The organism is Kosakonia sp. ML.JS2a, assembly GCF_025642095.1.
Lineage (GTDB): Bacteria > Pseudomonadota > Gammaproteobacteria > Enterobacterales > Enterobacteriaceae.
This window is the reverse complement of record NZ_CP106754.1, coordinates 1,490,856-1,513,229: the sequence shown is the minus strand read 5'-3', so window position 1 is coordinate 1,513,229 and position 22,374 is coordinate 1,490,856. Positions and strand designations below refer to the sequence as shown.

At 50.9% G+C, this 22,374-nt stretch carries 23 protein-coding genes; 7 read left to right on the top strand and 16 right to left on the bottom strand.

What is annotated here, in order from left to right:
- Window positions 1-528: 528 nt before the first annotated feature.
- On the top strand, window positions 529-975 hold the full coding sequence (locus tag N7922_RS07360) for a hypothetical protein (protein WP_263099908.1): 447 nt from the start codon (window positions 529-531) through the stop codon (window positions 973-975).
- 409 nt (window positions 976-1,384) lie between these two features.
- Here N7922_RS07360 and N7922_RS07355 read toward each other — a convergent pair whose 3' ends face one another.
- The 4 genes from N7922_RS07355 to N7922_RS07340 are packed head-to-tail and all read right to left on the bottom strand — an operon-like array spanning window position 1,385 to window position 4,688.
- The gene (locus N7922_RS07355) at window positions 1,385-2,161 is read right to left on the bottom strand and encodes a 5-oxoprolinase subunit PxpA (protein ID WP_263100852.1); all 777 of its coding nucleotides are present in this window, start codon (window positions 2,159-2,161) and stop codon (window positions 1,385-1,387) included.
- A 2-nt stretch (window positions 2,162-2,163) separates the two neighbouring features.
- Window positions 2,164-3,147: a biotin-dependent carboxyltransferase family protein gene (locus N7922_RS07350; protein WP_263099907.1), complete on the bottom strand. Its 984-nt coding sequence runs from the start codon at window positions 3,145-3,147 to the stop codon at window positions 2,164-2,166.
- Entirely contained in the window at window positions 3,144-3,845 is a 702-nt protein-coding gene (gene pxpB, locus N7922_RS07345; RefSeq protein ID WP_263099906.1) for a 5-oxoprolinase subunit PxpB, read from the bottom strand. The genes N7922_RS07350 and pxpB overlap by 4 nt, the downstream gene beginning before the upstream one ends.
- 3 nt (window positions 3,846-3,848) lie before the next feature.
- Window positions 3,849-4,688, bottom strand: a complete 840-nt coding sequence (locus N7922_RS07340; protein WP_263099905.1) for a transporter substrate-binding domain-containing protein — start codon at window positions 4,686-4,688, stop codon at window positions 3,849-3,851.
- A 276-nt stretch (window positions 4,689-4,964) separates the two neighbouring features.
- Here N7922_RS07340 and N7922_RS07335 point away from each other — a divergent pair, with 276 nt between their 5' ends.
- Window positions 4,965-5,882, top strand: coding sequence for a DMT family transporter (locus N7922_RS07335; RefSeq protein ID WP_263099904.1), 918 nt, complete (start codon window positions 4,965-4,967; stop codon window positions 5,880-5,882).
- Between the two features lie 85 nt (window positions 5,883-5,967).
- On the opposite strand, the gene N7922_RS07330 is transcribed toward N7922_RS07335, so the two are convergent.
- The 3 genes from N7922_RS07330 to N7922_RS07320 form a co-directional block, all read right to left on the bottom strand.
- Window positions 5,968-6,282 carry a DUF1493 family protein gene (locus N7922_RS07330; protein WP_263099903.1) on the bottom strand — a complete coding sequence of 105 codons (315 nt, stop codon included), beginning with the start codon at window positions 6,280-6,282 and terminating at the stop codon, window positions 5,968-5,970.
- Entirely contained in the window at window positions 6,282-6,734 is a 453-nt protein-coding gene (locus N7922_RS07325) for an STM2901 family protein (RefSeq protein ID WP_263099902.1), read from the bottom strand. Before N7922_RS07325 ends, N7922_RS07330 begins: the two co-directional genes overlap by 1 nt.
- Window positions 6,735-6,969: 235 nt before the next feature.
- Window positions 6,970-8,241, bottom strand: a complete 1,272-nt coding sequence (locus tag N7922_RS07320) for a Glu/Leu/Phe/Val family dehydrogenase (RefSeq protein ID WP_263099901.1) — start codon at window positions 8,239-8,241, stop codon at window positions 6,970-6,972.
- 216 nt (window positions 8,242-8,457) lie between these two features.
- On the opposite strand from N7922_RS07320, the gene N7922_RS07315 reads away from it, so the two are divergent.
- Window positions 8,458-9,759, top strand: coding sequence for an ADP-ribosyltransferase domain-containing protein (locus N7922_RS07315; RefSeq protein WP_263099900.1), 1,302 nt, complete (start codon window positions 8,458-8,460; stop codon window positions 9,757-9,759).
- Between the two features lie 69 nt (window positions 9,760-9,828).
- Here N7922_RS07315 and ushA read toward each other — a convergent pair whose 3' ends face one another.
- Genes ushA through N7922_RS07285 form a run of 6 tightly spaced genes read right to left on the bottom strand, consistent with a single transcriptional unit; the run spans window position 9,829 to window position 16,392 of the window.
- Window positions 9,829-11,391, bottom strand: coding sequence for a bifunctional UDP-sugar hydrolase/5'-nucleotidase UshA (ushA, locus tag N7922_RS07310; RefSeq protein ID WP_263099899.1), 1,563 nt, complete (start codon window positions 11,389-11,391; stop codon window positions 9,829-9,831).
- 26 nt (window positions 11,392-11,417) lie between these two features.
- Complete coding sequence (locus tag N7922_RS07305) at window positions 11,418-12,551, bottom strand: esterase-like activity of phytase family protein (RefSeq protein ID WP_263099898.1); 1,134 nt, start codon at window positions 12,549-12,551, stop codon at window positions 11,418-11,420.
- A 15-nt stretch (window positions 12,552-12,566) separates the two neighbouring features.
- On the bottom strand, window positions 12,567-13,481 hold the full coding sequence (locus tag N7922_RS07300; RefSeq protein WP_263099897.1) for a carbohydrate kinase family protein: 915 nt from the start codon (window positions 13,479-13,481) through the stop codon (window positions 12,567-12,569).
- Between the two features lie 5 nt (window positions 13,482-13,486).
- On the bottom strand, window positions 13,487-14,542 hold the full coding sequence (locus N7922_RS07295) for an SIS domain-containing protein (RefSeq protein ID WP_263099896.1): 1,056 nt from the start codon (window positions 14,540-14,542) through the stop codon (window positions 13,487-13,489).
- Between the two features lie 18 nt (window positions 14,543-14,560).
- A complete protein-coding gene (locus N7922_RS07290) occupies window positions 14,561-15,616 on the bottom strand; it encodes an ADP-ribosylglycohydrolase family protein (RefSeq protein ID WP_263099895.1) in 1,056 nt (351 codons plus the stop codon).
- A gap of 11 nt (window positions 15,617-15,627) precedes the next feature.
- A complete protein-coding gene (locus N7922_RS07285; RefSeq protein ID WP_263099894.1) occupies window positions 15,628-16,392 on the bottom strand; it encodes a GntR family transcriptional regulator in 765 nt (254 codons plus the stop codon).
- A gap of 457 nt (window positions 16,393-16,849) precedes the next feature.
- Between N7922_RS07285 and N7922_RS07280 the strand changes: the two genes are divergently transcribed.
- From N7922_RS07280 to add, 4 genes are all read left to right on the top strand, one after another.
- Window positions 16,850-17,572, top strand: a complete 723-nt coding sequence (locus N7922_RS07280; protein ID WP_263099893.1) for an oligogalacturonate-specific porin KdgM family protein — start codon at window positions 16,850-16,852, stop codon at window positions 17,570-17,572.
- 67 nt (window positions 17,573-17,639) lie between these two features.
- Window positions 17,640-18,968, top strand: coding sequence for an MFS transporter (locus tag N7922_RS07275; protein WP_263099892.1), 1,329 nt, complete (start codon window positions 17,640-17,642; stop codon window positions 18,966-18,968).
- Window positions 18,969-18,970: 2 nt separating this feature from the next.
- Window positions 18,971-19,135, top strand: coding sequence for a XapX domain-containing protein (locus N7922_RS07270; RefSeq protein ID WP_263099891.1), 165 nt, complete (start codon window positions 18,971-18,973; stop codon window positions 19,133-19,135).
- A gap of 69 nt (window positions 19,136-19,204) precedes the next feature.
- Complete coding sequence (gene add, locus N7922_RS07265; RefSeq protein ID WP_263099890.1) at window positions 19,205-20,224, top strand: adenosine deaminase; 1,020 nt, start codon at window positions 19,205-19,207, stop codon at window positions 20,222-20,224.
- A 71-nt stretch (window positions 20,225-20,295) separates the two neighbouring features.
- On the opposite strand, the gene N7922_RS07260 is transcribed toward add, so the two are convergent.
- Genes N7922_RS07260 through N7922_RS07250 form a run of 3 tightly spaced genes read right to left on the bottom strand, consistent with a single transcriptional unit; the run spans window position 20,296 to window position 22,371 of the window.
- Entirely contained in the window at window positions 20,296-21,057 is a 762-nt protein-coding gene (locus tag N7922_RS07260; protein WP_263099889.1) for an amino acid ABC transporter ATP-binding protein, read from the bottom strand.
- Window positions 21,050-21,715 (bottom strand): amino acid ABC transporter permease, encoded by a 666-nt coding sequence (locus N7922_RS07255; protein WP_263099888.1) that lies wholly within the window; start codon window positions 21,713-21,715, stop codon window positions 21,050-21,052. The genes N7922_RS07260 and N7922_RS07255 overlap by 8 nt, the downstream gene beginning before the upstream one ends.
- A 14-nt stretch (window positions 21,716-21,729) precedes the next feature.
- On the bottom strand, window positions 21,730-22,371 hold the full coding sequence (locus N7922_RS07250) for an amino acid ABC transporter permease (protein ID WP_061493809.1): 642 nt from the start codon (window positions 22,369-22,371) through the stop codon (window positions 21,730-21,732).
- Window positions 22,372-22,374: the final 3 nt, after the last annotated feature.

The window sequence follows — 22,374 nt, the reverse complement described above, 5'->3', positions numbered from 1 at the left end:
ACCTCCCGCACCTCTTCCTGCGGCCGGCTCCACTCGGCATCCCTGCCGAGAGTCGCCTCTGGTCGCCATCCCTGGCGCCCAGTCCTGGTCTTCGGTGCTCCGGTTCGCCGATTTCAGCGGGGACTCAACCCCGCCGCTTCAGTCGCTTTTGATAATTGAAAAATGGGTATTGCTGTAAGTATCGCGCCTGCAATCTCAGTCTGTATTACATGATTTTTGCGAAGCTGATTCCCGGAATGGCTTTTCCTTCATCAGGTTAGCTATAATCCCTTGCCGCCTGTAAGTGTTAGTCCTATGTTTTCTCCGCGCCTGCAAAATCAGGCGTCGGGATTGGAACCCTGTTCACTCACTGGCGACATACTTTTTATGTTGTTCATTTGGCCACATCTCAATGGCGGGCCGAATGGGGGCGTCGTAAGACGCGCCGGTCAGTGAGTCCGGTAGTTCCAACCCTGTTCGGTTCTGCCACCAAATGAGATTGGAACCTCTGGTGGCAGTTAGCATCATGACTCACTCGAGGCTATGTCTATGGCTACAACATCAATCCTGAACCAGGCGCTATTTACCTCACCGTTTAACCACACAACAGATTTCACAGAGCTGGCGGATAACTGCGAGCGTTTTGCCGAAGTGCTGGCGGAATGCGACGATCCGTTACAGAAAATGGCGCTTTGCGGCAGGCTTTCTGCCTGTCTTGCCCTGTTACAACCTACACTGCTTGAACCCGTTCCTGAGGCGCTAAAAGCCAGCCTGACCGTTGATCGCTTTCCTGCTCACTTTCCCATATTCGAACCCGAAACCGACCAGTTATGTCGCTATTGTCAGGTGTTAACGCAACTGCTGATGAGTGGCACTCTCGCACCACAATCTGAACGTGTTTTGCGGGATTTGCTGTATATGCTGGTCGATTTCTTTGCTGGCACGCTAAAAGCCCCTCGCTGGTTAAAACAGGGTGACACAATCATCACTCTTTAACTTACCGCCACTCTGACTTTTTTATGACCCAGGATCGTTAAAGCGGCGGGGTTGAGTCCCCGCTGAAATCGGCGAACCGGAGCACCGAAGACAAGGACTGGGTGCCAGGGATGGCGACCAGAGGCGACTCTCGACAGGACGTCGAGTGGAGCCGGCCGCAGGAAGAGGTGCGGGAGGTGAGCGCAGTGCGAAGCACCGATTTCCCTGCGGGGCCGCGGGGATTGAGAAGGGGGGCGCGGTAGCCCCCCTTCTCCCGTTCACCGCATAACAGAGTGAAGCGTCTGCCGTATCTTTAGTGAACGGAACAATTCCACAATAGCCATCCGACAGAACAATTCCACAAAAGTTATCTGACAGAACAGCCCCTCAACCGTTAGCAAGCGGAACAATTCCACTATTCCACCACCGACTAACCCCAATCCCTCACCACCTCCGCCGCCGGCGCAATCGTCCCACCACAGGCAATAATCTCACTACGCACAATCCCCGCCAGCTCCACCGAACCCGGCGTATCACTATGCACCAGAATCGAATGCGCCCGCACCGGGATCACCAACCGCTCAATGGTGGTCACCGTCCCGTCCTGCAAAAACTGCCGCACACGCCCGCGCACGGCGCCTTCCTCTTTGATCACCGCCCCCGGCTTACCGCGCGGCACCAGACGCCCTTCTGCATCGTAAGCACGATCGGCAAGAAACAGCGTCAGGCTTTGCAACCCGGCGCGTTTCGCCGCCCGTTCAATAATCGTCTCCGGCTGCGAAAAAATAATCAGCGCAGGATCGAGTCGGTAAATCGCCTGCATCACCTGCAACGCCAGCGCCTCATCGCGGTTAATCATATTGCCCATCGCCGCATGAAAACTGACATGGGAAACCGCGACGCCCTCCCCTTTAGCAATCGCCTGTAGCGCACCAATCTGATACACCACCTGCTGGCACAGCTCATCGGCAGTAAACGCCATCTCTTTACGGCCAAACCCCAGTCGGTCCGGCAGACCCGGATGCGCGCCAATACCGACGCCACTGGCTTTTGCCAGCCGCACCATCTGCGTCATAATCATCGGGTCGCCCGCGTGAAAGCCACAGGCAATGTTGGCGGATGACACCCGCTGCATCAGCGCTGCGTCATCACACAGTGTGTAGACGCCAAACCCTTCACCCATATCGGAATTTACATCGATTTTCATCATTATGCGCTCACGCTGTTTAATGAAGCGGCGACATCGCGCAGCCGTTGCAACCAGCCGTCAATCGCCCGGCGGGCAGCAATCGCCTGTTTCGCATCGCTTTTGATTAACTGAATCGACTGCCCGGCCTGTAACTGCCCGAGCCGCCAGAGATCCTCTTCAATCACGCAGGCGATTTTCGGGTAACCGCCTGCGGTGTTGGCATCGCTTAACTGAATGATTGGCTCCCCGGCGGGCGGTACCTGCACAATGCCGGGGATCAGGCCATAGGAGCGCATTTCAATTGTCTGCGACGGGAAAATCGGCGCGCCAGACAGCCGGTAGCCCGTGCGGTTACTTTGCAGTGAAATCGCCCACGCCTGCTGCCAGAAGCGTTGATGATCGGCGGCGAACAACGCATATTCCCCCGACGGGATGGCCCGTACCGGCGTCACGCCATGCTCCGCAGGCGGAAAAACGTCCTGCAATGCAACGGAGGGCGGCACAATCCCCACGCCCTCATCGGGCAGCGTCACGTTACCCACCATCCCCAGCGGCAGCCGGTCGCCCGCGGCAAGCGTACGCCCGTGAAAACCGCCAAAACCACCACGCAGCGCGGTACTGCGCGAACCAAGCACCCTGGGCACATCAATCCCCCCGGCAATGCAGAGATAGCCCCGCGTACCGGACCGGGGATAACGCAACTCCAGCCATTGGCCTTTTTTGACCCGGCAGCCCCACCACGGCGGCAGTTCAACGCCGTCCAGCAACGCCCGGCAATCCGCCCCGGTCACGGCAATCGCCGTGTCCTGTAAAAAACGTACGCGCAACGGAAAGACCTGCGCTTCAATGGCGGCGGCGTTCTCGTCGTTACCCAGCAACAGGTTCCCGGCACGCAGCGCCAACGGATCCATTACGCCGCTGACCGACACCCCCAAATGGCGAAAGGCGGTGCGCCCGAGATCCTGCACCGTGTTCAGTGCACCAGTGCGCTCAATCTCAATCACAGTTCGATCCTTTCGGGTAAAAAGCGTATGGTATCGCCCGGAGCCATCAACGCCGGAGGCGATGCCAGTGGGTCGAAGACCTCGATCTCGGCAAAGCCGATGGCGTTCCAGCCGTTTGGCCCGGTGAGCACCGACACACCGGTCTGCGGCCCACCGATAGTGACCGTGCCTTTGAGCATATTCAGTGACGGTACTTTTTTACGCGGCGTGGCAAGCGCCGGATCCAGCCCGTGTAAGTAACCAAACCCCGGCGCGCTACCCAGCGCCACCACCGTGTAATTTCCTTGATAGTGGCGGCGAATAACATCACTGGCCGCCAGGCCGGTATGGCGGCAAACCGCCTCCAGATCGCAGGCCAGCTCCCCGCCATAATGCACCGGAATATCAATGCGTTTGCCCTGCGGGTGGATTTCCCACGCCTGTTGCCAGTACGCACGCAAGCGTTGTACGACCGCGTCCGCATCCTCCGGCGTCTGGCGCAACAACACCAGCAGGTTGGTAACGCCGGGGATCAACGACTCCACGTCATCCCAGGTGGCGAGCCGCTGCGCCAGCGACCAGATGCGGCGCTGCGCCGCAAGGCTGAATTCCCCCGGTGCTTCCACAAGCCAGGCGCGACTTCCCATGGTAGAGAGCGTGATTTCCCCGGCGTTATCCACCAGGGCGATAAGCGACGCCTCTTGCGCTATCCAGGCCATAACTTATTCCAGCGGTTCAAATTTCAGGTTAGACAGTGGCTGTACGCGCTCTTCACGCACCATTTTGTATTCGGTATTTGGCCCAATCCAGGTGTCCCAGATTTTGTCGATAGTGCCGTTATCATCCATCGCTTTCAGGCTGCCGTTCACTTTTGCCAGCAATGCCGGTTCATCGCGCTTCATGCCCACACCGATCGGCTCCAGCGCCATCGGCTCTTTGATCATCGCCAGTTCAATACCGTCTTTTTTCGCCTGCGAAATCATTTTGATGCCGGTCATGGTGTTGGTAACAAAGCCGACCGCTTTGTTCTGCTCCAGGGCGAGGAATGCCGAGGCTGCGTCCTGGAAGGTCACGGGTTTCCCGCCTTTCAGCACAATCGATTGTTCCGGGGTGGTGCCTTTGGTGGCGCTGATGCGCTTGCCTTTAAAGTCGGCGAGGGTTTTATCCGCGTTCTCTTTTTTCACCAGCAGCATCTCTTTTGCCACGTAGTACGGGTCGCTGAACTGGATCTGGTTACCGCGGGTTTTGGTGTACGCCAGGTTAGCAATCAACACATCGGCGCGGCCGGTGGCAATCACCGCAATACGCGCCTCGACGGAGGTGGGCACCAGCGTCAGTTTCAGCCCCATCTGCTGCGCCAGCGCCTGGCACAGGTCAACATCCATCCCTGCCAGCTGGCGGGTTTTGGCATCCGGCGAGGAAAACGGCGGCACATCGGAATAGACCGCACATTTCAATTCTCCCCGGGTGGTCATATCGGCAAGTAAATCGGCATTCGCCGCCGAACAGGCAAAATAGAGAGGTAAAGCCAGCAGTGCCAGTGCGCTTTTTTTAACTGTCATGATGTTTTCCCCAAAAAGTGAATTCGTTGACCACACGCTTATTCGCGTCTCCGGGCATCCGGCGAGGCCTGTTTTGGCAATATATCGACTTAATACTGAGCGGTATAAGAGGGAAACCCTGTCGCGGGATACGCAATTTATATGACTCTGCGCCGCACGCGGCAGGCGTTTTACGAATAAGAAAAGGTTATTCAGGCAGAGGGAAATTATCTTATCGGCGCGGCTTTTTCGCGTTCTAAGGTGATGACTTCTGCGCGGATGTCGAAAGGTACAATAATGAATGCCAAATTTGGGGTGTTGCTGAAAATCATGTCGGCGCTGTGCGCCACGCTGATGCTGGCCTGCGTGAAAGGGCTTCAGGGCAACATCCCCACCGGGGAGGTGATATTCTTCCGTTCGTTTGTCGCCCTGTTTCCCTTACTGGTCTGGCTAAAAATCCAGGGCAGCGTGCGGCAAAGTATTAAAACCAAAAATATCGCCGGTCACCTGGTACGCGGGTTTTCCGGCACCGGTGGCATGTATTTTAACTACCTGGCGCTGGTCTATATCTCACTGGCCGATGCGACAGCCATCAGTTATGCCGCACCGTTATTTACGCTGGTGATGGCCGCCATGTTATTAAAAGAGACGGTGCGTTTTTCCCGCTGGCTGGCCGTGGTGGTGGGTTTTAGCGGTATTTTGCTGATGCTTTCCGCGAATTTATCCGCTGGCAGCGCGTTTTTATCGTCAGGGTTTGCCCTCGATGGCGCAGCGCTGGGCTCGGTTTTTGCGCTGCTGGCGGCAATGTGCTCCGCCACCTCCAATGTGCAGATCCGCTTTTTAAACGGCGTGGAATCACCGGGCGCGATTGTCTTTTATTTCTCACTGATGACCACCTGCATTGGCCTGGCGACGCTGGCATTTGGCTGGACAATGCCGCAAGGACGCGAGTGGTGGTTACTGATAGGCTGCGGTTTTTTTGGCGGCGTGGCGCAGATTCTGGTGACGCTCAGCCTGCGGTATGCCGATGCGTCATTGCTCGCACCGTTTGATTACACCACGCTGGTGTGGTCGATGGTGATTGGCTATCTGTTTCTGGACAGTTTACCAGGACATGCCACGCTGGTGGGGGCATCGATTGTGGCGCTGGCGGGGATTTTCACCATTTGGTGCGACCAGCGTCAGCGCAAAGGGCAAATGATGCGATCATCCTGAGTCTGACCGGATAAACGCTAGCGCCACCGGGCATGGGCGTAAATTCAGGCATTGAGGAATGATTCCGTTCACTAATGGCATTTTTTTAAAAAAGCCAGTAACCCGCCTTTGCCGAAGCGATGAGCATGCTTACTGTTAAGGCTTCAGGTTTGTGGTGATCTGTTTTCAGGTAGGCAGGCAGGATGGCGTTTGGCAGGAAACGAATCCCTTCATTCGGGAAATAGCGGTTAAAATTAAACCCTGCCATATCGACATCCAGCGTGGAGGCATACTCTTCAAGAAAATCGCTGGCATCTTCAGGTAAAACACTTCGCTTCCCGGTACTAAGAGACGCATCATCTGCCATTTCCCAGAAGTGCTTCCTTATCAGTTCACGAACACGCTCTGTTTTATCGGTCATTACTTGTCCCCCGGTCCCACAATAAACTTATAACAATGAATAACATTTTGCGTAATCATAGCCAGATCATAGGCGGTTAAAACAGCGCCAATCCAAGGAAGCCACCGTCCTATATACGCGCCTATGCTGGTCGTATAAGCCCATTCGCCTCGCAACATCTTTGCCCAGGTAATCGTTCTATGTGGACGTTTGAATCTTTGGCGAATAATTGCGCGAGCGGCCAGCGAAAGAGGACTCGTGCCTTTTGTATTTTTTCCGGCAGCAGCACCAATTTTGCCACTGACCGGGATAACAGGAAGACTTGCAATCATAAGTGACATTGCCATGAGATCAATCACATCGCTGAATTGCTCTTTAAATTCATCCAGAATAAGCCAGTAGAGTAATTCATCTTTATTCACGCTCATTCCATCGAAAAAATAGAGACCATTTAACTGTTCAGTCGTATCCATTGCGTTTCCTTGCAGGATGTCTGGAAACAAAACCCTACAACCTTGAGTAAAAATCGTCCACACCAAACCGCCTGGTTTTATCTGAAACCAGGATTTTCGAAGACTGCCCCTATGGCGCGCAGACTATTTCTCCTGCGCTTCAGCACTATCTGGACGTGCTTACTAACGTCGGCATCGCGATAAAAAAAAGCCTGATGAAGCTCCGCTTATCAGGCCCGAGGAACGCGACTGCAACCTACGGATACAACCCTCTGTCTTTACGCGCCAGCAAAATACGCTCGCAGGCCAGCGCATAGGCGGCAGTGCGCAGTGTCACACCCAGCGCCTGCGACTTATTCCACACCGTATCCAGCGCACTTTGCATAATGGTGTCCAGCCGGTTGTTGATCTCTTCTTCACTCCAGAAGAAGCTGGAAAAGTCCTGCACCCACTCGAAGTAACTCACCGTTACGCCACCCGCGTTGGCAATCACATCCGGCACTACCACGATGCCGCGCTGCTGCAACACATCATCCGCTTCCGGCAACGTTGGACCATTCGCCCCTTCCAGCACCAGTTTGCAACTCAGCCCGGCCGCGCGTTCGGCGGTGATCTGCCCTTCCAGCGCCGCGGGGATTAAGATCTCATACTCCAGCGACCAGAAAACCTCATCGGCCACATTATCTGCGCCGGGAAAACCGCTGATCCGCCCGTGCTGCTGTTGCCAGTTGAGCAACGCCGGAATATCAATCCCATCGGGATGATAAAGCGTGGAGAACTGATCCTGTACCGCCACTACGCGCGCGCCATGCTGATGGAACAACTCGGCGCTGACGCTGCCGACATTACCAAACCCCTGCACCGCCACGCGACTTTGCGCCACGTCGATCCCCAACGCCTGCGCGGTGCGACAGCCCGTCACATACACGCCGCGCCCGGTGGCTTTTACCCTGCCGAGCGAGCCGCCAAGGTGCACCGGTTTGCCCGTCACCACGCCCGTCGACGGCGCGCCTACGTTCATGGACCAGGTATCCATCATCCACGCCATAATTTGCGCATTGGTGCCGACATCCGGCGCCGGGATATCCTGCTGCGGGCCAATAAACACGCCAATCTCGCTGGTATAACGCCGGGTCAGCCGCTCCAGCTCTTTGCGCGACAACGCTGCCGGATCGACACGCACGCCCCCTTTTGCGCCGCCAAACGGTAAATTCAGCGCCGCGCATTTAATGGTCATCCACGCCGACAGCGCCATCACCTCTTCCAGCGTCACGTCCGGGTGAAAACGCACCCCGCCTTTGCCCGGTCCGCGCGATAAGTTGTGCTGTACCCGGTAACCTTCAAAATGACGCACGCTGCCGTCATCCATTTCCAGCGGAATATCCACAATTAACGCCCTGCGGGGATGACGCAGCGTATCCGCCCAGCGGCTCAGTTCACCCAGTAACGGCAACACGCGTTCAACCTGTGCCAGATACGTTGACCATGCCGAGTGACGCTCACCCGACACATAAGACAGCTCAGACACCACACACCTCCACCTCGTCAGAATGAATACTGCATTCAGGGTACTGCACCCGCTACGGTCGGGTCGTTACGAGATTGCTATCGCGTCATAGGGAAAGGCTATAGGAGGTTTAAGGCGTGTAAATATTCGTGAGAATTCTGATTTTTTACCCCGGTCTCTGGCACAGATTAAGGGGGAAACCATGCTGGTTATATGGCATATAAAAGGGGCAGAATCATGTTCAATATAGAAACCATTCTGGCGAAAATTAACCGTGCACTTACGCCGCGTGGCGATATCACGCTAACATCTTCATTACTGACGGAATCCCTTCCTGAGCTGCACAAGCGCTTTAAAAATATCCTTTCACGCGGGGAAATTCTCTATCTGTACCTGGAGTCTTTACGGGCGCAGGAAGATACAACAACACGGGAAAAAATAAAGAAAGCACCTTCAACCTCAAAAATTGAACCTTCCGATCTGGCTCTCGCCATTCGACAAGCGGTAGGGCCTTTGACCCTGCAACGTTATGTGAATGCCACTGATGTCGGCGCGAAAAAATTGCTCCGCTATATCAAGGAGCATCCGGATGCCTTTGTCGATGATGTCGGCATTGAGCCATGGCCGATATCGTCGATGTTAAGGGCGCAGATTGAAAAGAATCGCCTCCACCAACACAATCTCCGCTCTGGCAGCGATCCGGTGTATGACAAAGCCTTTAAAAAACGGCAATTCTGGAGTAACGATCAAAAAAGCGAAGGCAATAAAATCTTAAGCGATCAACGCGTTAATCCGTTCGCAAACTCCGTTAGCGAGTTAGCCCGGAAATACCATGAAAGATTGCATTCCGCCTCCGTTGCCAGTGGTGCAGTCAGAAAATTGACCCAGGCTGAGCGCGATATCATCAACCTTTACAGTAAAGAGTCACTCCCTTTCCATACGATTACGCTAGGGTTCAGGGATCTGAATGAACAAGAAAAAGCACAGGGTTATCACATGGGGCAAGGGGTTGAACTGATTAACGCCTTATCCCGCTTGCCCTCTCACAAAGGGAAAACCTATCGCGGTGCGTTTATAGAGAAGGGATTTACCTATGAAACGTCCGGCGTTCCGGTCACCCGAAGTATGACCGTGACAACGGGAAAAGATGGCAAACGCAGAGCGTGGAAACCTGGAGATTACGTAACAACAAGAACCTTTTTTTCCACCAGTGCAGCCAAAGGCGTTGCCGCCGAATTCATTATGCGTCAGCGTTTTGGATCAGGTTTTCATTCCGATACGGCAATTTTAAATGTGGCGGGAACCAGCGGGCGAAATATCACCCAACTGACCCACATTAAGCAGGCAGAAGTCCTTTACCCCGCTTATACCGTTTTTCAGGTTAAGCATGTGCAAAAGGGTGAATTTGGCCTTGAGATTGACCTCGAAGAAGTGGATGAGGAGATCTGGAACGATCCTGACGCGGTCATCAGGGACTATCGTTTTGGTAATGTTGTATTAGAAAGGCCACAACACATGATCCCGCAACGTACTAAATAATACAGAACAGATAACACGGCCACCGCAACATCCGGTGGCCGTTGGTTTTATCCTGTTAAATGTGATGACTTATAACGGATATTTCCTTGCGATATACGACTTCAGCACTTCGGCATCAATGTATCCCGTATTAACGTAACCGCTGTGTTGATTGAGTTCCGGATAGCCATCCCCTCCAGTGGCGTTATAACTGGGGAGGCTCATGCGGTACGTTTTGTCCATTTCCAGCGGCTTACCGTTGATCGCGACGTGAGTGACTTTGCCATTATCCCGGTCAAATACAATGTTGTGGAATTGAGCATAAGCCCCCGAGCCCGCCGTCTTAAATGCGATAACGTTGAGATAGTCGATAATCTCCTTACCGGTCAGTGCAACATAGGTGACCGAATTGCCAAACGGCTGCACTTTCAACACATCGCGGTAAGTAACTGGCCCGGCACTGATAGAACTGCGGATACTCCCACTGCTGATGATGCCGAAGTCAGCCTGGGTTTTATCCATTTGCGCGGCAATAATCATCTGCCCCATATTGGTTTGCTGTGAGCGAACCACATCGCGATCGCCTTCAAATTTTTGCCTGAACATGCCAACCGGCACGCTTAACTGGGTATCGATATGTTTTTTATACCCCTCCAGCAACGTATATAGCGCCTGCACCGCTGGTGTTTCCGCTTCTGTTGAGGCGACAACAGGCAACAACTGATAGCGTTTTAACGTAAGTTGGCCTTTTTGCCAGATAAAATCGGCCCGCCCAAGGTAACGTCCGCTTTCCAGCGCCTGCATAATCCAGATGCCATTCTGCCGATCGGGTTTGCAGTCAGCCTGTTTACGCCAGTCGGCATTCAGCGCTTTTTCGCCAACGCAGACAGCGGTATGGCTATGCCCGCCAATGATCACGTCCACACTGCCTGGGGGCAGTTCGCGCGCCAGTTCTACATCACCCGGCGCACTGGAACCGTGCTTGCCATCGTAGTAATACCCAAGATGTGTGAGTGCAATAACCACATCCGGTTTCTCTTTTGCCATTTCAGCTAAGACCTTACGCGCTTCACTGACATGGGGTCTGAAATCGAGATTTGCCAGAATCGCCTGACTACCAACGATTTTGGTATCCACGCTGGTCAAACCCAGCACGCCGATTTTCAGCCCTTTTTTCTCAAAGAATGCATAAGGTGTAAAAGCGCGATGTTGCGCCGCGATATCGTAAATATTGGCGGAAAGAAAAGGAAACCCCGCCCAGCCTTGCTGGCGCTGAAGAATATCAAGAGAGTTATCAAACTCATGATTGCCCACCGTCATCGCATCGTACCCCATCTTCGCCATGGCCTTAAAATCAGGCTCGGCGAGGAGAAGATCCGATTCCGGCGTACCGGTATTGACATCCCCGGCATCCAGTAACAACACCGCGCCTCCCTGCGCGGCAACGTCATTGCGGATACGTTCAATCATCGCAAACCGGTTAACCAGCCCGTTATTCCCCTCCTTGTCTTGCCAGTAAGCCCCATGATGATCGTTGGTATGCAATACCGTGAGGAATACCGTCTCGTCCTTCGATTGCTGGCCAGCGTACCCCGTCTGACTCAGCAAAAAAGGGAGGGTCAATAAAATAAACAGATAGCGAAAAAATAACATATTGCCTCCTGCAGTCTGCTGCGCTATTAATTCAGCACACCTTTATCATCCACAAACATAAAAAACTTAGTAGCTTGATAGGGTTGGAAGTTATTATCAGAGACAAAGATTAAAGACTTTTTCCCGTTAATCTGCGGGCCAAACGTTACTGCCTCAATGCAGTCCGGCGCTTTGGTATAATTGTCGAAATCAATCAACAACTTTTTACTGACGGGTTGAAGCAAATTTTTCTTCTCAATGTCAGCAAGACTTTTTTTACCGCTAATATTTGTAGCCTGGGAAAGATCGGAAATATAAGTTCGGATGTTAAAATCAAAATCATTAAATCCTTCGCTGGCATTACGCCCGGCCCGCTCTGTGATCAGCAATTTATCATTGCCGAGAGCAAGAATTTCAGACAGGCCATTATCACTGACGCCATATTTCGTTATGCGCGGGATAGGATCGACATTATAAATGTATTCCCCCACCAGTTCCCCGACGTTGCCATCAGGTTGCAACGTAAATTTAAGAATACGTACCGGCGAAGAGCTAACGGTGGTACTGATGCCACCATCCTGCTTCAGCGCGCTTTCCGCTGCAACGAAGAGGAATTTACCATCCGGCGTGACGCTGGCCCCTTCAAAGGTCGCACCGCTGCGCAACCCTTCCGGCGCTTTTTTCAGATCGCCACCGGCATTATAGGAAACGGGGATTTTATCGGCGAAATCCTTTTTCAATTTACCATCCAGGGAAGAGAGCCGGAGTGGACTACCCAGTTCAGATGTCCAGAGCACACTTTTTTTATCAGGTGTTAGCGCAAAACCTTCACCATCAACCTCCTGTTCCTTGAATGCTTTCCCATCAGCATCGGTAAGCTGTTGCATATTCAGGATATCAACGCGCTGGATACCTTTGCTGTTCGTTTTAATGTTAAGGGTGTAAAAACGCGCCATTCCTTCCGCTGGCGTATTTCGGGCATCGGTAATGGCATAATAGACACCTTTCGCCGGATCATAAGCCATTCCCGACAGTCCACCAAATTTCACATTCTGAAAATTTGTTGCAGTCGGAATAGAATATTCATTTAAAAAACTCAGTTCAGCTCCGGCGGCTGAAACAGAAAGCGCAGACATGCCGATGGTCAATGCGACACATTTTGCTAATAATAGCTTTTTCATAATTGCCCCCAAAAGTTATTGATATTGATCTTTGAATTTATTGACATCTTCCACCGTGGACAATTTTCCACGTGCACCAACATGAGAAATATTGATTGCTGCCGCAGCACTGGCAAAACTTAATGCATCATTGAGTTCCCGATTGTTGAGGTAACAATAAATAAAGGCACCATTAAAGGTATCTCCCGCCCCGGTAGTATCGACAACGGATACGTTATATCCCGGATGGGTGGCGACCCCTTTGCGATCGCAGGCGATAACCCCCTCTCCGCCGCAGGTTACAACAAGGGCATCCAGGTCGTGTTCTTCCACAAGGCTGCGCAAAACTTCCGCATCCGGTTCCTTCTGCAGGCTGGTGCGAAATCCTTCTTTGTTAAAAATAGCGACATCGCTTAGTGACAGAATCTCCTTAATATTCTGCTGACTGTTTTTAATATGTGATTCGACATCTATAACAACTTTTGTGTTTTTCTCCCTGGCATACCTGGCCAGCGTACGGAATTTATCGAGCTGCCCTGGCATAATATAAACAAGTCGACTGCAGTCGACTGCCTGCGGAGCCTGAACCATACACGTTTCCGTTTCATCATTCGGTGCATACACCAGAGCCTTTTCACCTGAATCGTCGAGAAAAATAATGGCCATATTGGCAACCACGCCAGGTTTACGTAAAACAAAGCGTGTATCTACACCATTTCTATGAAAATCATTAATAATCGCTTGTGCATAATAATCATCACCCGCTGTCGATAATGACGTAACGCGCAATCCCAGTTTCCCCATTACACATGCAGAGTTTGCAACTGTACCACCGATAAGTTCCGCTACTTTTTTCCCAATGACTTTATCGTCATTCCCGGGCAAACGGGGTACACGAAAGATAAGATCTACGGTTCCACTGCCCACCGCAACAACATCAAACGTTTTCATTTAATTTACTCCTGCGAAATCCTTTCACCCCCGCATGACAGATATTTTTCTGTCGCAGAGATAATAAAACTGAACATGGCAAGCATTGCGTAAAAATGGCAATCCTCATGGCTGGAAAAAGCGGCGTAATTACCACTAAACATATAACTGAGTAATTGATTATCTACATGCAGCACTGTGGCATTCTTTTTTATTAACTGCTGCTTTATATGCCAGGCAAGCACACCAGGGCTACCGGTGCAGTTAAAAATAATGACCAGATCTTGCGCCCCTGCCTGATTCAGACGTAAGGCATGCTCATACTCTTCAAGCGGCAATGCCTGGCTGGCCAGTTGCGGGCCACACCACAGCAGGTTGGACAACATCGTCGCCAGGCCCAGGTTCCCTCCGCTACCTAAGAGAGTGACCCGTTTCGTAAACAGATGCGATAACATCTGGTCATTTCCTGAAAATCGCGAGATATCGGGAAGATATTTCGCATAGAAGCAGAACTTACGAAATTGCGGCCAGTATTGCTTATCATATTCTGGTTGTAATATGCAGATAATCGCTTCAAGAAAAATCGCCATTGCCAGAGTGCTTTGTGTGGGCATACCTCTCTTTGTTGCTTGCGTTACCAACAGTTTTTTTACTTGCGTCGCAAACAGACTTTCATTGTTGTTAGTGATACCAATAACCTGTGCATTTGTATGTTGTGCTTTGATCAAGGCATCGACAACAGGCGATGCCCGACCACTGGCACTTAATACAACCACCAACCACGAATCATCAAGATATTCGGTGTGTTCGCTGACAAATTCATATGACTGAAGAGCACGAGCAGGCAGCGATGTTATTCTGTTAATAAGTGCAGCATACAGCAATGCCAGAGCATAGGAGTCACCGGAACCGATTAACAATACCTGACGGATTTTTTTCTCATTAATACACGCAACAGCACCTTCTTCAATAACCTTAATATCACAATTTTTAATGTAGCGTGCAATGGCTGATACTTCTTCTCGTGTGGCAGTCAGCGGCATAATTGCAGATGCCGCGTCCTGCGTTTCGCTGGTTTTCATTCCGATGACTCCTCTTAATTAACAGAGGGTGCTTAATTCTCTGGCAATACGTTCCACATCAAAATCTTTTTTATTTACCTGATAGAAAAATTGATATTTATCGGGCGGAAGAGCAGAAAAGCCTTTATAGGCTCCGGCCATCGCGCCTGCCATTGTTGCAATACTGTCCGTGTCATTTCCTGCGTTTGCTGCCGCGTGGATCGTCTGCCATGGATTCCCCTGACAGAACGCAAAGATGGCAATCGCAGAAGGAACGGACTCATGAGCATTGACCGAGTTACCGACAAAACCTTCCAGTTCGCGCAAGAAAGGTTCCAACTGACTGTTGCTTTGCGCGATGTCCAATGCAAGCTGTAAACGTTTTCCAATTTTTGGCCCGGCAACCACTCTGGCGCGTTCTGCTGCCAGCTGCTCGCCATACTCAGCACCATGGAGTGCACTGGCAAGAATGCTATCCACTGTCGCATTTGCCATCATGGCGCTGGATACACCTGACGCAATTGCGCAAGCGCTGGCAATAGCAATATTGGTATCGTGAGAAGGCAGGCAGGTAGCAAACGCCAGCTCACACGCTTTCTCTGGCTGACCCGGCCAAACCAATCCCGCCGGGGCAACGCGCATTGCTGCACCGTTCGTTGTCGCTACGTTAGGTGCCTGCCGCGATGATGTGCCAATCCTTCCGATGGTGTTAGTGGGTTTTCCTTCTTTTAACGCCTTAACAACCTGTTCAGTTGTGGGACCTTTATAGTTTGCATAGGGCTCCATAGAAGCCCAACGCAACAGACATTCGGTCCAGGCCTGAGTGTCAAAGTTTGCTTTTCCTGTTTTAATTAACCCTTCAGCAAAAACGTACATTTGGCTGGCGTCATCGGTAATCAGCCCCGAAACCCCGCCCAGAGAACCGGCAAAAGTGTCCTCCGGCGGTGTTTGAAAATCAGAAATAAACCCCTGATAGTGCTGGATTATCTCATCGATGCTGTACAGTTCTGTCGCCGCGCCAAGCGCATCTCCCATACCCGCACAAGCCAGTGCTCCTAAGACCTTTTGCTCATAGTTTTGCCCGTTCTGACGCATTAAATGCTCCTTTAATATTCAAATGTGTCCTTACTCACCTTCAACTGGTAAACGTAACGACTGGTCGGATAAATCATTTCTACATATTCAATGGGCTTTCTGTCACTGGAGTAGGTAATGCGTGAAGAGGTGAGCACCACTTCGTTGCTCCCTATCTCCAGATGCTGCCGTTCGGCGACTGACGGTAATCGGGCACCGATCGACTCATACGCCTCTACCATTTCGATACCGTATTTCTCTTCCAGTAAATGATAGAGAGACCCCCTTTCTTCCAGTTCTTGCTGCTCAATTACCTGGCCGGGTTTGAGCTTGAGATAGGACGTCTGTATCCCCATTGGGGTGGTATCTGAAAAACGTATTCTTTTAATTTTCAACACCGTTTGTGTTGAAAGCGGCATTTGCAGGTTTGTCCTTGTGACTTCGCTGACGGGAACGTAGCCAAACTCAAGCACTACCTGTCCGGGACATCCCCCGTTACGCTTAATGTCGTCGCTAAAGCTATAAAGCAGATGCGAATCATGACTGCGTGGAGGCAAAACATAGTTCCCTTGTTTCGCCGCGCTGTGCAGATAACCACGCTGCTTCAAATGTGCGATAGCCTTACGAACGGTGATCCGGTTCACGCCAAACACGTCTGCTAATTCGCGTTCCGAGGGGATGACAAACTCAGCCGCCCACTGCCCCGAAACAATCTTTTCTATCATTATGTCGATGATTTGCTTGTATTTGCTTTGTCCATCTGCGCTGAGATTTTCGGTCTGTTTTTCGTTTTTCATTTTTTTTACCTTTCTGGTCTACACCAATGAATACTACCTGAAGGAAATAGTAACAATCCATGGAGTTTAAAAGTGTAACCAATGTCACACTTAATTCCTTACATTCCTTTAAATTCAAACGGATATACAAATATCACTGGCGTGTCAAGTTGATAACATGATCATGTTCACAAATTCGTCAATTCCCTCTTTGGTCTACACCAGATGTTTGTTAGCTTGAAATCAGAAATAAATTTAGTCGTCACCCAGTAAGTATTTTTAGATAACCGACAATAAAATCAGTGGCCAAGGAGAAAATACAGAAAAAGTATATTGAGAATGTCTATCACTCGTCTCCAAATTAAAGACAAAAAATGATGCCTACATTTTTTGAAGGATTTGTTTTGTCTGGAATAAGCGCAGCATTGCGCAATGTCTTTTCATTTCAGACATCACAGCATAAAACAGGATATTTATTATGAACATGAAAAACATCTATTTATTATCATCTATCGTACTGATGGCTCCACTTGTACATGCTGAGATGCCCCATGGGTATATCAACTGGCAGAATGAATATTATGCCAAATCACATAATTATAATGACCGTGTACAAATGGGTATGTTCTTCAAAAATGGCTTCGGCATGATTGGCGAGCTGCGTTATAACTCGAAAGAAGGTGCTAAAAATACCTGGGATCCATCACAATTTAATAATAATGGTCACGGTTTTTCTGTGATGTATCGATTTAACCCGCTGGAAGATAAAAAGTTCTGGCTCGAACCTATGTTCTGGCTGGATTCCAGCGAATACTGGAGCACCTACGAGTATGGCGTAACAGCGGGTTATAACTTTAGCAAAGTATGGCGTACATCATTCCGTTTCCGCTATGACATGGATAAAGCGACGGCTAAATCCCGCTCTTACGGTAACACCGATCGCAATAACATCCGTTATGACTGGTGGCTGGATTATCGCCCGGAAGGCACCAATTTCCAGTACCAATTGAACGTAACCTACAACGATAACGAGTATCTGACCTGGAATAACGGCAACAAAAACTACCGTGTGACCGCCCGTGTTGGTTATCAGTGGGGCTCCTGGTTCCCTTATTTCAGCATTGCTGATGAGAAAGGCCCGGATAAAACCTCCAGTAACCGTCAGGCGCTCTACCGTACCGGCGTAACTTACTCATTCTGAAGCAAACCAACCTGAAACGTGGGTACTGATGTACAGATGTACCCACTTCATTACCACCGAGGTTTTCATGAAACTCACCATTCAAGAAAAAATTGGGTTTGGTGCCGGTGATATGGCGATTTCAATTGTTATGATGTCCATGCAATTGATTGTTGCCTATTTCTATACGGATATTTTTCAGCTTAAAGCAGCAGACGTTGGCCTGCTGTTGCTGGCAGTGAGAGTTCTGGACGCGGTTATCGACCCGATGATTGGCATCATTACCGATAAAACGCAAAGCCGGTGGGGTCGTTACCGACCTTATCTCCTGATTTTCGCCATTCCGTTCGGCATAACGATCCTGTTAATGTTTATTACGCCGGATTTCAGCTATCTCGGAAAGCTGATCTGGGCTTATGCCACCTATATCCTGCTCACGCTGGCTTATACGTTTATTGCTATTCCGTACATTTCGGTCATTGGCGTCATTACCGACGACAGTCGGGAACGGCTCAGCGCCAACACTTACCGATTTGTGATGACCAAAATTGGGATGTTCCTCGTCTCGATTATTGTGCCAGTGGCGGCGGTAAAACTGGGCCAGGGGAACCTGGCAAACGGGTACCAAATCGCAATGGGAGCAATGGGAGCACTTGGCGCATTGTTATGTCTTTATTGTTTCTTCACCATCAAAGAAAGAATCATTCATACACCAAGTCGCATCCCTTATTTCCAACAATTTCGCTCATTGATGAAAAATGATCAGTGGATAATCCTTGGCGTTGTTATTCTGGTGATTATGCTTGGAGGCTCCGTGCGTAGTGCTGTTGCCGCCTACTACGCCAAGTATTTCCTGAATGGCGGCGATGCGCTAATCCCCTGGTTCCTGACCACTGGCGTCATTGCTTCGGTGCTTTCTATGTTCGGCGCAAATTTCGCAGCAAAGCGGATGAATAAGCTCACCATGTTCAGGCTCTCACAAGCGGCGACGTTCGTCTTTAGCGCCATTATGTTTATGGTCGTCGGCAGAGACGCGATTATTCTGGCGTTTGTCTTCTACTTTATTATTACCTTCCTGGCCGACATGCAACTTCCGGTATATTGGGCGTCTATTGCTGAAGCTGTAGATTACGGTGAGGTTAAAAATAAAGAACGTGTATCAGGGCTGGCGTTTGGCGGGATCTTATTCTTCCAAAAACTGGGGATGGGTCTGGCTGGCGGTCTGGTCGGTTATATTCTGAGTTATGCAAGCTACACCCCAGGCGAAACACAACCGGACTCTTCCCTGGCGGCTATTTCTTTAATGATGACCATTATTCCAGGGGTATTTCATTTAGTGGTCGCATTGCTTATGCGGAAATTCATTATTGATGATGACTATTATCAAACAATTCGTGAACAGTTAGTTAAGGAGTAATCATGGATGCTTTACTGGCCACCATTGCCGGTATCATTGTGGGGACTATTTTTACGCTGATAAAATTACCGATCCCGGCACCGCCGTATTTACCCGGCGTTATGGGTGTTGTTGGTGTCTATCTTGGTGGTCACCTGGGCCATTATGTTATGACATTTTTACGTTAATTCTCCCGGAGGTGGCAGTACTAAACCTGCCACTTTTGTTGCATACGATAATTCTAAAAAGGCGTTCGGATGTTGCTAAAAAAATTCCCCTTAGTGGATCTGCACCGGCATCTTGATGGCAATATCGACATCAATACGATCATTATGCTGGCTCAAAAATATGGTGTGGAGCTCCCCGCCTACGATCCTGAAGAACTTCGCCCCTATGTACAGGTGACAGATAATCAACCCGACCTGCTCTCCTTTTTGGCGAAACTCGATATCGGCGTCAGTGTGTTAGGGTCACTTGAGGCCTGCCATTTTATCGCCAGGCAAAACGTTTACAGCGCCTTTGCTGAAGGTCTGGATTACGCAGAGCTGCGCTTTTCGCCTTACTATATGGCGAAAGCGTTTGATTTACCGCTGGAAGGCGTGGTGCGTTCTGTCATTGATGGCGTACGTGAAGGCATGGCCGAATTTCCTGTTGGCATCAGCCTTATCGGCATTTTAAGTCGCACCTGGGGAGCCGATAGCTGTATGGCGGAGCTGAACGCTCTACTGACTTGCAGAGACGACATTAGCGGTGTGGATTTGGCGGGAGATGAACGCAACTATCCCTGCCGCTTATTCACCGAACATTTTACCAAAGCCCGGGATAAAGGCTTCCGGGTGACGATACATGCCGGAGAAGCAGCAGGTCCCGAAAGCATACGGGATGCCATCAAACTGTTGGGAGCCGAACGGATCGGTCATGGCGTGCAGGCAGTTAACGATCCCTGGTTGCTGGAATATATGGCGAATTGGGGCATTGTGGTGGAATGCTGCCTGACGTCAAACCTGCAAACCAATACCGTTAGCGATCTCGCTAACCACCCGGTGAAAACGTTCCTTGATAGCGGAATTATCGCCACGCTTAACACAGATGATCCTTTTGTCGAAGGCGTAACCCTCCATTCAGAATATGAACGCGCGGTCAACGATGTGGGTCTGACGAAAGAGCATATCTGTCAATTGCAGCGTAATGGATTAAACGCCGCCTTTATGAGCGAAGGGGAACGGATAAAATTCATTATGAGCAAGTTGCAAAACAGGGAACGCCCGCTTCACTGAGCATGCTGACGACAGCCGCCCGTTACTGCTCTCATCACGGGTAAACGGGCTGCTGCGTCCGGTACATTGCGCTAGCGGCTGGACTGTAAAAACTTGCGCACCCTGTCGGAATCCGGGTCAGTGAAAAATTTTTCCGGCGGGGCTTTTTCAATCAGCAGGCCTTTCTCCAGAAATACCACTTCATCCGATACCTGGCGGGCAAAATCCATTTCATGGGTGACCACCACCATGGTGTAGCCTTCCGCGGCCAGATCCTTCATCACGCCCAGCACTTCATTCACCAGTTCCGGATCCAGCGCTGACGTGGGTTCATCAAACAGGATCACCTCCGGCGACATGGCCAGCGAGCGGGCAATCGCCACGCGCTGCTTCTGCCCGCCGGAAAGCGTAATCGGGTAGACCGCTTCTTTATGGCTCATGCCGACCTTTTCCAGTTGCCGGTGAGCAATTTCGTTCGCCATCTCGCGCTTCATTCCCTTGACGTGCACCAGCGCTTCGGTGACGTTTTGCAACACCGTTAAATGCGGCCACAGGTTAAAGCTCTGGAACACCATCCCTACCCGTTCTCGAATGTGAGAGAGATCTTTGTGCGACATCGCTTTGCCGGTTTTTTCATCCACCCCGATGCGCAGACCGCTGATGCGCACTTCCCCGCGATCCGGTTGTTCCAGCCAGTTCATGCAGCGCAACAGCGTAGATTTACCGGAACCGGACGACCCGAGGATGCTGACCACCGTACCCTTTTCCACCGTCAGGTTGATATCGCGCAGTACTTCGACGTTATCAAACTGTTTGGACAGGTTTTTAATGCTAACCGCGCTTGCTTCAGGCATGGGTCATTCCTCTTTTCGCTCCGTAATGGCTTAACCGCTTAATCAGCAACTCCAGCAAAATGCTGATCCCCCAGTACAGCGCAATGGCGACAATAAAGGCGTTAAACGGAATAAAGTAAGTCGACTGCACACTATTCGCGGCGGCGGTAATCTCCTGCACGGTAATAATGCACAGAAATGCAGTGTCTTTCAGGCAAATAATCAGCTGGTTTCCCATCAGCGGCAGCGCAGAGGAAAAAATATTCGGCAATACAATGCGGCGGAATATTTTATAACGCGAGAACCCCTGTGATACGGCCGCCTCAATATAGCCTGCGGAGAAGATCCGCCGCTGGCTACGCAATATTTCGAAGAAATAAGCGCCATGATAAATCACCAGTGACAACAGACCCGCTGTCCAGGCCTCCATGCTGATCCCCAGCTGCGGCAAACCGTAATAAAGCAAATAGGCCAGAATCAAAAAAGGCACGGCGCGCATCAGGCTGACAAAAGCGATAATCACGCGATTAATAAAGCGGTTTTGATATTCCATGACGTAACACATTAATACGCCAATCAATAACCCCACAACGGCGGCAATAATAAACAGTTCAAGTGTTGATAGCAGGCCATTAAAAAAGCTTTCCCGCGCTGCCCAGATAATTCCCCACTGATTCATAACTCCTCCGTCTCTTATCGCGCCAGGCGCTTCGCTTTACGTTCCGCCATCCCCTGCAACTTCAGCAGCAGGCCGATAATAATGACGTACAACAGACCGGCGGCGAGGATCGGAGATAACGGTTCGTACGTCACCGATGAGATACGGTTGGTGACACGCGTCAGATCCACCACGCCAATAACAGCAATCGCCGGGCTGCCTTTGATCAAAAATGACATCTCGTTGACCAGCGCAGGCAGGCTCTCAATCCACATCTGCGGCAGCATAATTTGCCGGAAGTAGGTCCAACGCCGCATGCCCACCGACTCCGCCGCCTCTCGCTGCTCGCGGGGGAAATTGCGGAAGGCGTTACGCCAGATTTCGGCGTTAAACGCCGAGGTGTTCAGCGTCAGGGCGACAATCGCCGCCAGCGTTTTATCCAGATTGATGCCGAGCGTCGGCAGGGATAAAAACAGAAACAGCACCAGCGTAACCAGCGGCGTGGCGCGCGCCAGACTGATGTAAACCACCAGCAACTGGTCAACGAACGGGATCTTCATCATGCGGATAAACGCAATAACCAGACCGATAACCACCCCAAACGCAATCGCCACGCCAGAGATCCAGAGGGTCGTCCATGCGCCTTCAATCAACAGTTGCCATGAAATTAAGTCCATGTT

Bases quoted from the DNA above. Each gene is read 5' to 3' on its own strand.
- N7922_RS07260 (WP_263099889.1), bottom strand. From the start codon at position 21,057: ATGCCTGAAGCAAGCGCGGTTAGCATTAAAAACCTGTCCAAACAGTTT.
- N7922_RS07290 (WP_263099895.1), bottom strand. From the start codon at position 15,616: ATGCGTCAGAACGGGCAAAACTATGAGCAAAAGGTCTTAGGAGCACTG.
- N7922_RS07360 (WP_263099908.1), top strand. From the start codon at position 529: ATGGCTACAACATCAATCCTGAACCAGGCGCTATTTACCTCACCGTTT.
- N7922_RS07315 (WP_263099900.1), top strand. From the start codon at position 8,458: ATGTTCAATATAGAAACCATTCTGGCGAAAATTAACCGTGCACTTACG.
- N7922_RS07325 (WP_263099902.1), bottom strand. From the start codon at position 6,734: ATGGATACGACTGAACAGTTAAATGGTCTCTATTTTTTCGATGGAATG.
- N7922_RS07275 (WP_263099892.1), top strand. From the start codon at position 17,640: ATGAAACTCACCATTCAAGAAAAAATTGGGTTTGGTGCCGGTGATATG.
- N7922_RS07330 (WP_263099903.1), bottom strand. From the start codon at position 6,282: ATGACCGATAAAACAGAGCGTGTTCGTGAACTGATAAGGAAGCACTTC.
- N7922_RS07280 (WP_263099893.1), top strand. From the start codon at position 16,850: ATGAACATGAAAAACATCTATTTATTATCATCTATCGTACTGATGGCT.
- N7922_RS07305 (WP_263099898.1), bottom strand. From the start codon at position 12,551: ATGAAAAAGCTATTATTAGCAAAATGTGTCGCATTGACCATCGGCATG.
- pxpB (WP_263099906.1), bottom strand. From the start codon at position 3,845: ATGGCCTGGATAGCGCAAGAGGCGTCGCTTATCGCCCTGGTGGATAAC.
- N7922_RS07270 (WP_263099891.1), top strand. From the start codon at position 18,971: ATGGATGCTTTACTGGCCACCATTGCCGGTATCATTGTGGGGACTATT.
- N7922_RS07300 (WP_263099897.1), bottom strand. From the start codon at position 13,481: ATGAAAACGTTTGATGTTGTTGCGGTGGGCAGTGGAACCGTAGATCTT.
- N7922_RS07355 (WP_263100852.1), bottom strand. From the start codon at position 2,161: ATGAAAATCGATGTAAATTCCGATATGGGTGAAGGGTTTGGCGTCTAC.
- N7922_RS07255 (WP_263099888.1), bottom strand. From the start codon at position 21,715: ATGAATCAGTGGGGAATTATCTGGGCAGCGCGGGAAAGCTTTTTTAAT.
- N7922_RS07250 (WP_061493809.1), bottom strand. From the start codon at position 22,371: ATGGACTTAATTTCATGGCAACTGTTGATTGAAGGCGCATGGACGACC.
- add (WP_263099890.1), top strand. From the start codon at position 19,205: ATGTTGCTAAAAAAATTCCCCTTAGTGGATCTGCACCGGCATCTTGAT.
- N7922_RS07335 (WP_263099904.1), top strand. From the start codon at position 4,965: ATGAATGCCAAATTTGGGGTGTTGCTGAAAATCATGTCGGCGCTGTGC.
- ushA (WP_263099899.1), bottom strand. From the start codon at position 11,391: ATGTTATTTTTTCGCTATCTGTTTATTTTATTGACCCTCCCTTTTTTG.
- N7922_RS07340 (WP_263099905.1), bottom strand. From the start codon at position 4,688: ATGACAGTTAAAAAAAGCGCACTGGCACTGCTGGCTTTACCTCTCTAT.
- N7922_RS07285 (WP_263099894.1), bottom strand. From the start codon at position 16,392: ATGAAAAACGAAAAACAGACCGAAAATCTCAGCGCAGATGGACAAAGC.
- N7922_RS07295 (WP_263099896.1), bottom strand. From the start codon at position 14,542: ATGAAAACCAGCGAAACGCAGGACGCGGCATCTGCAATTATGCCGCTG.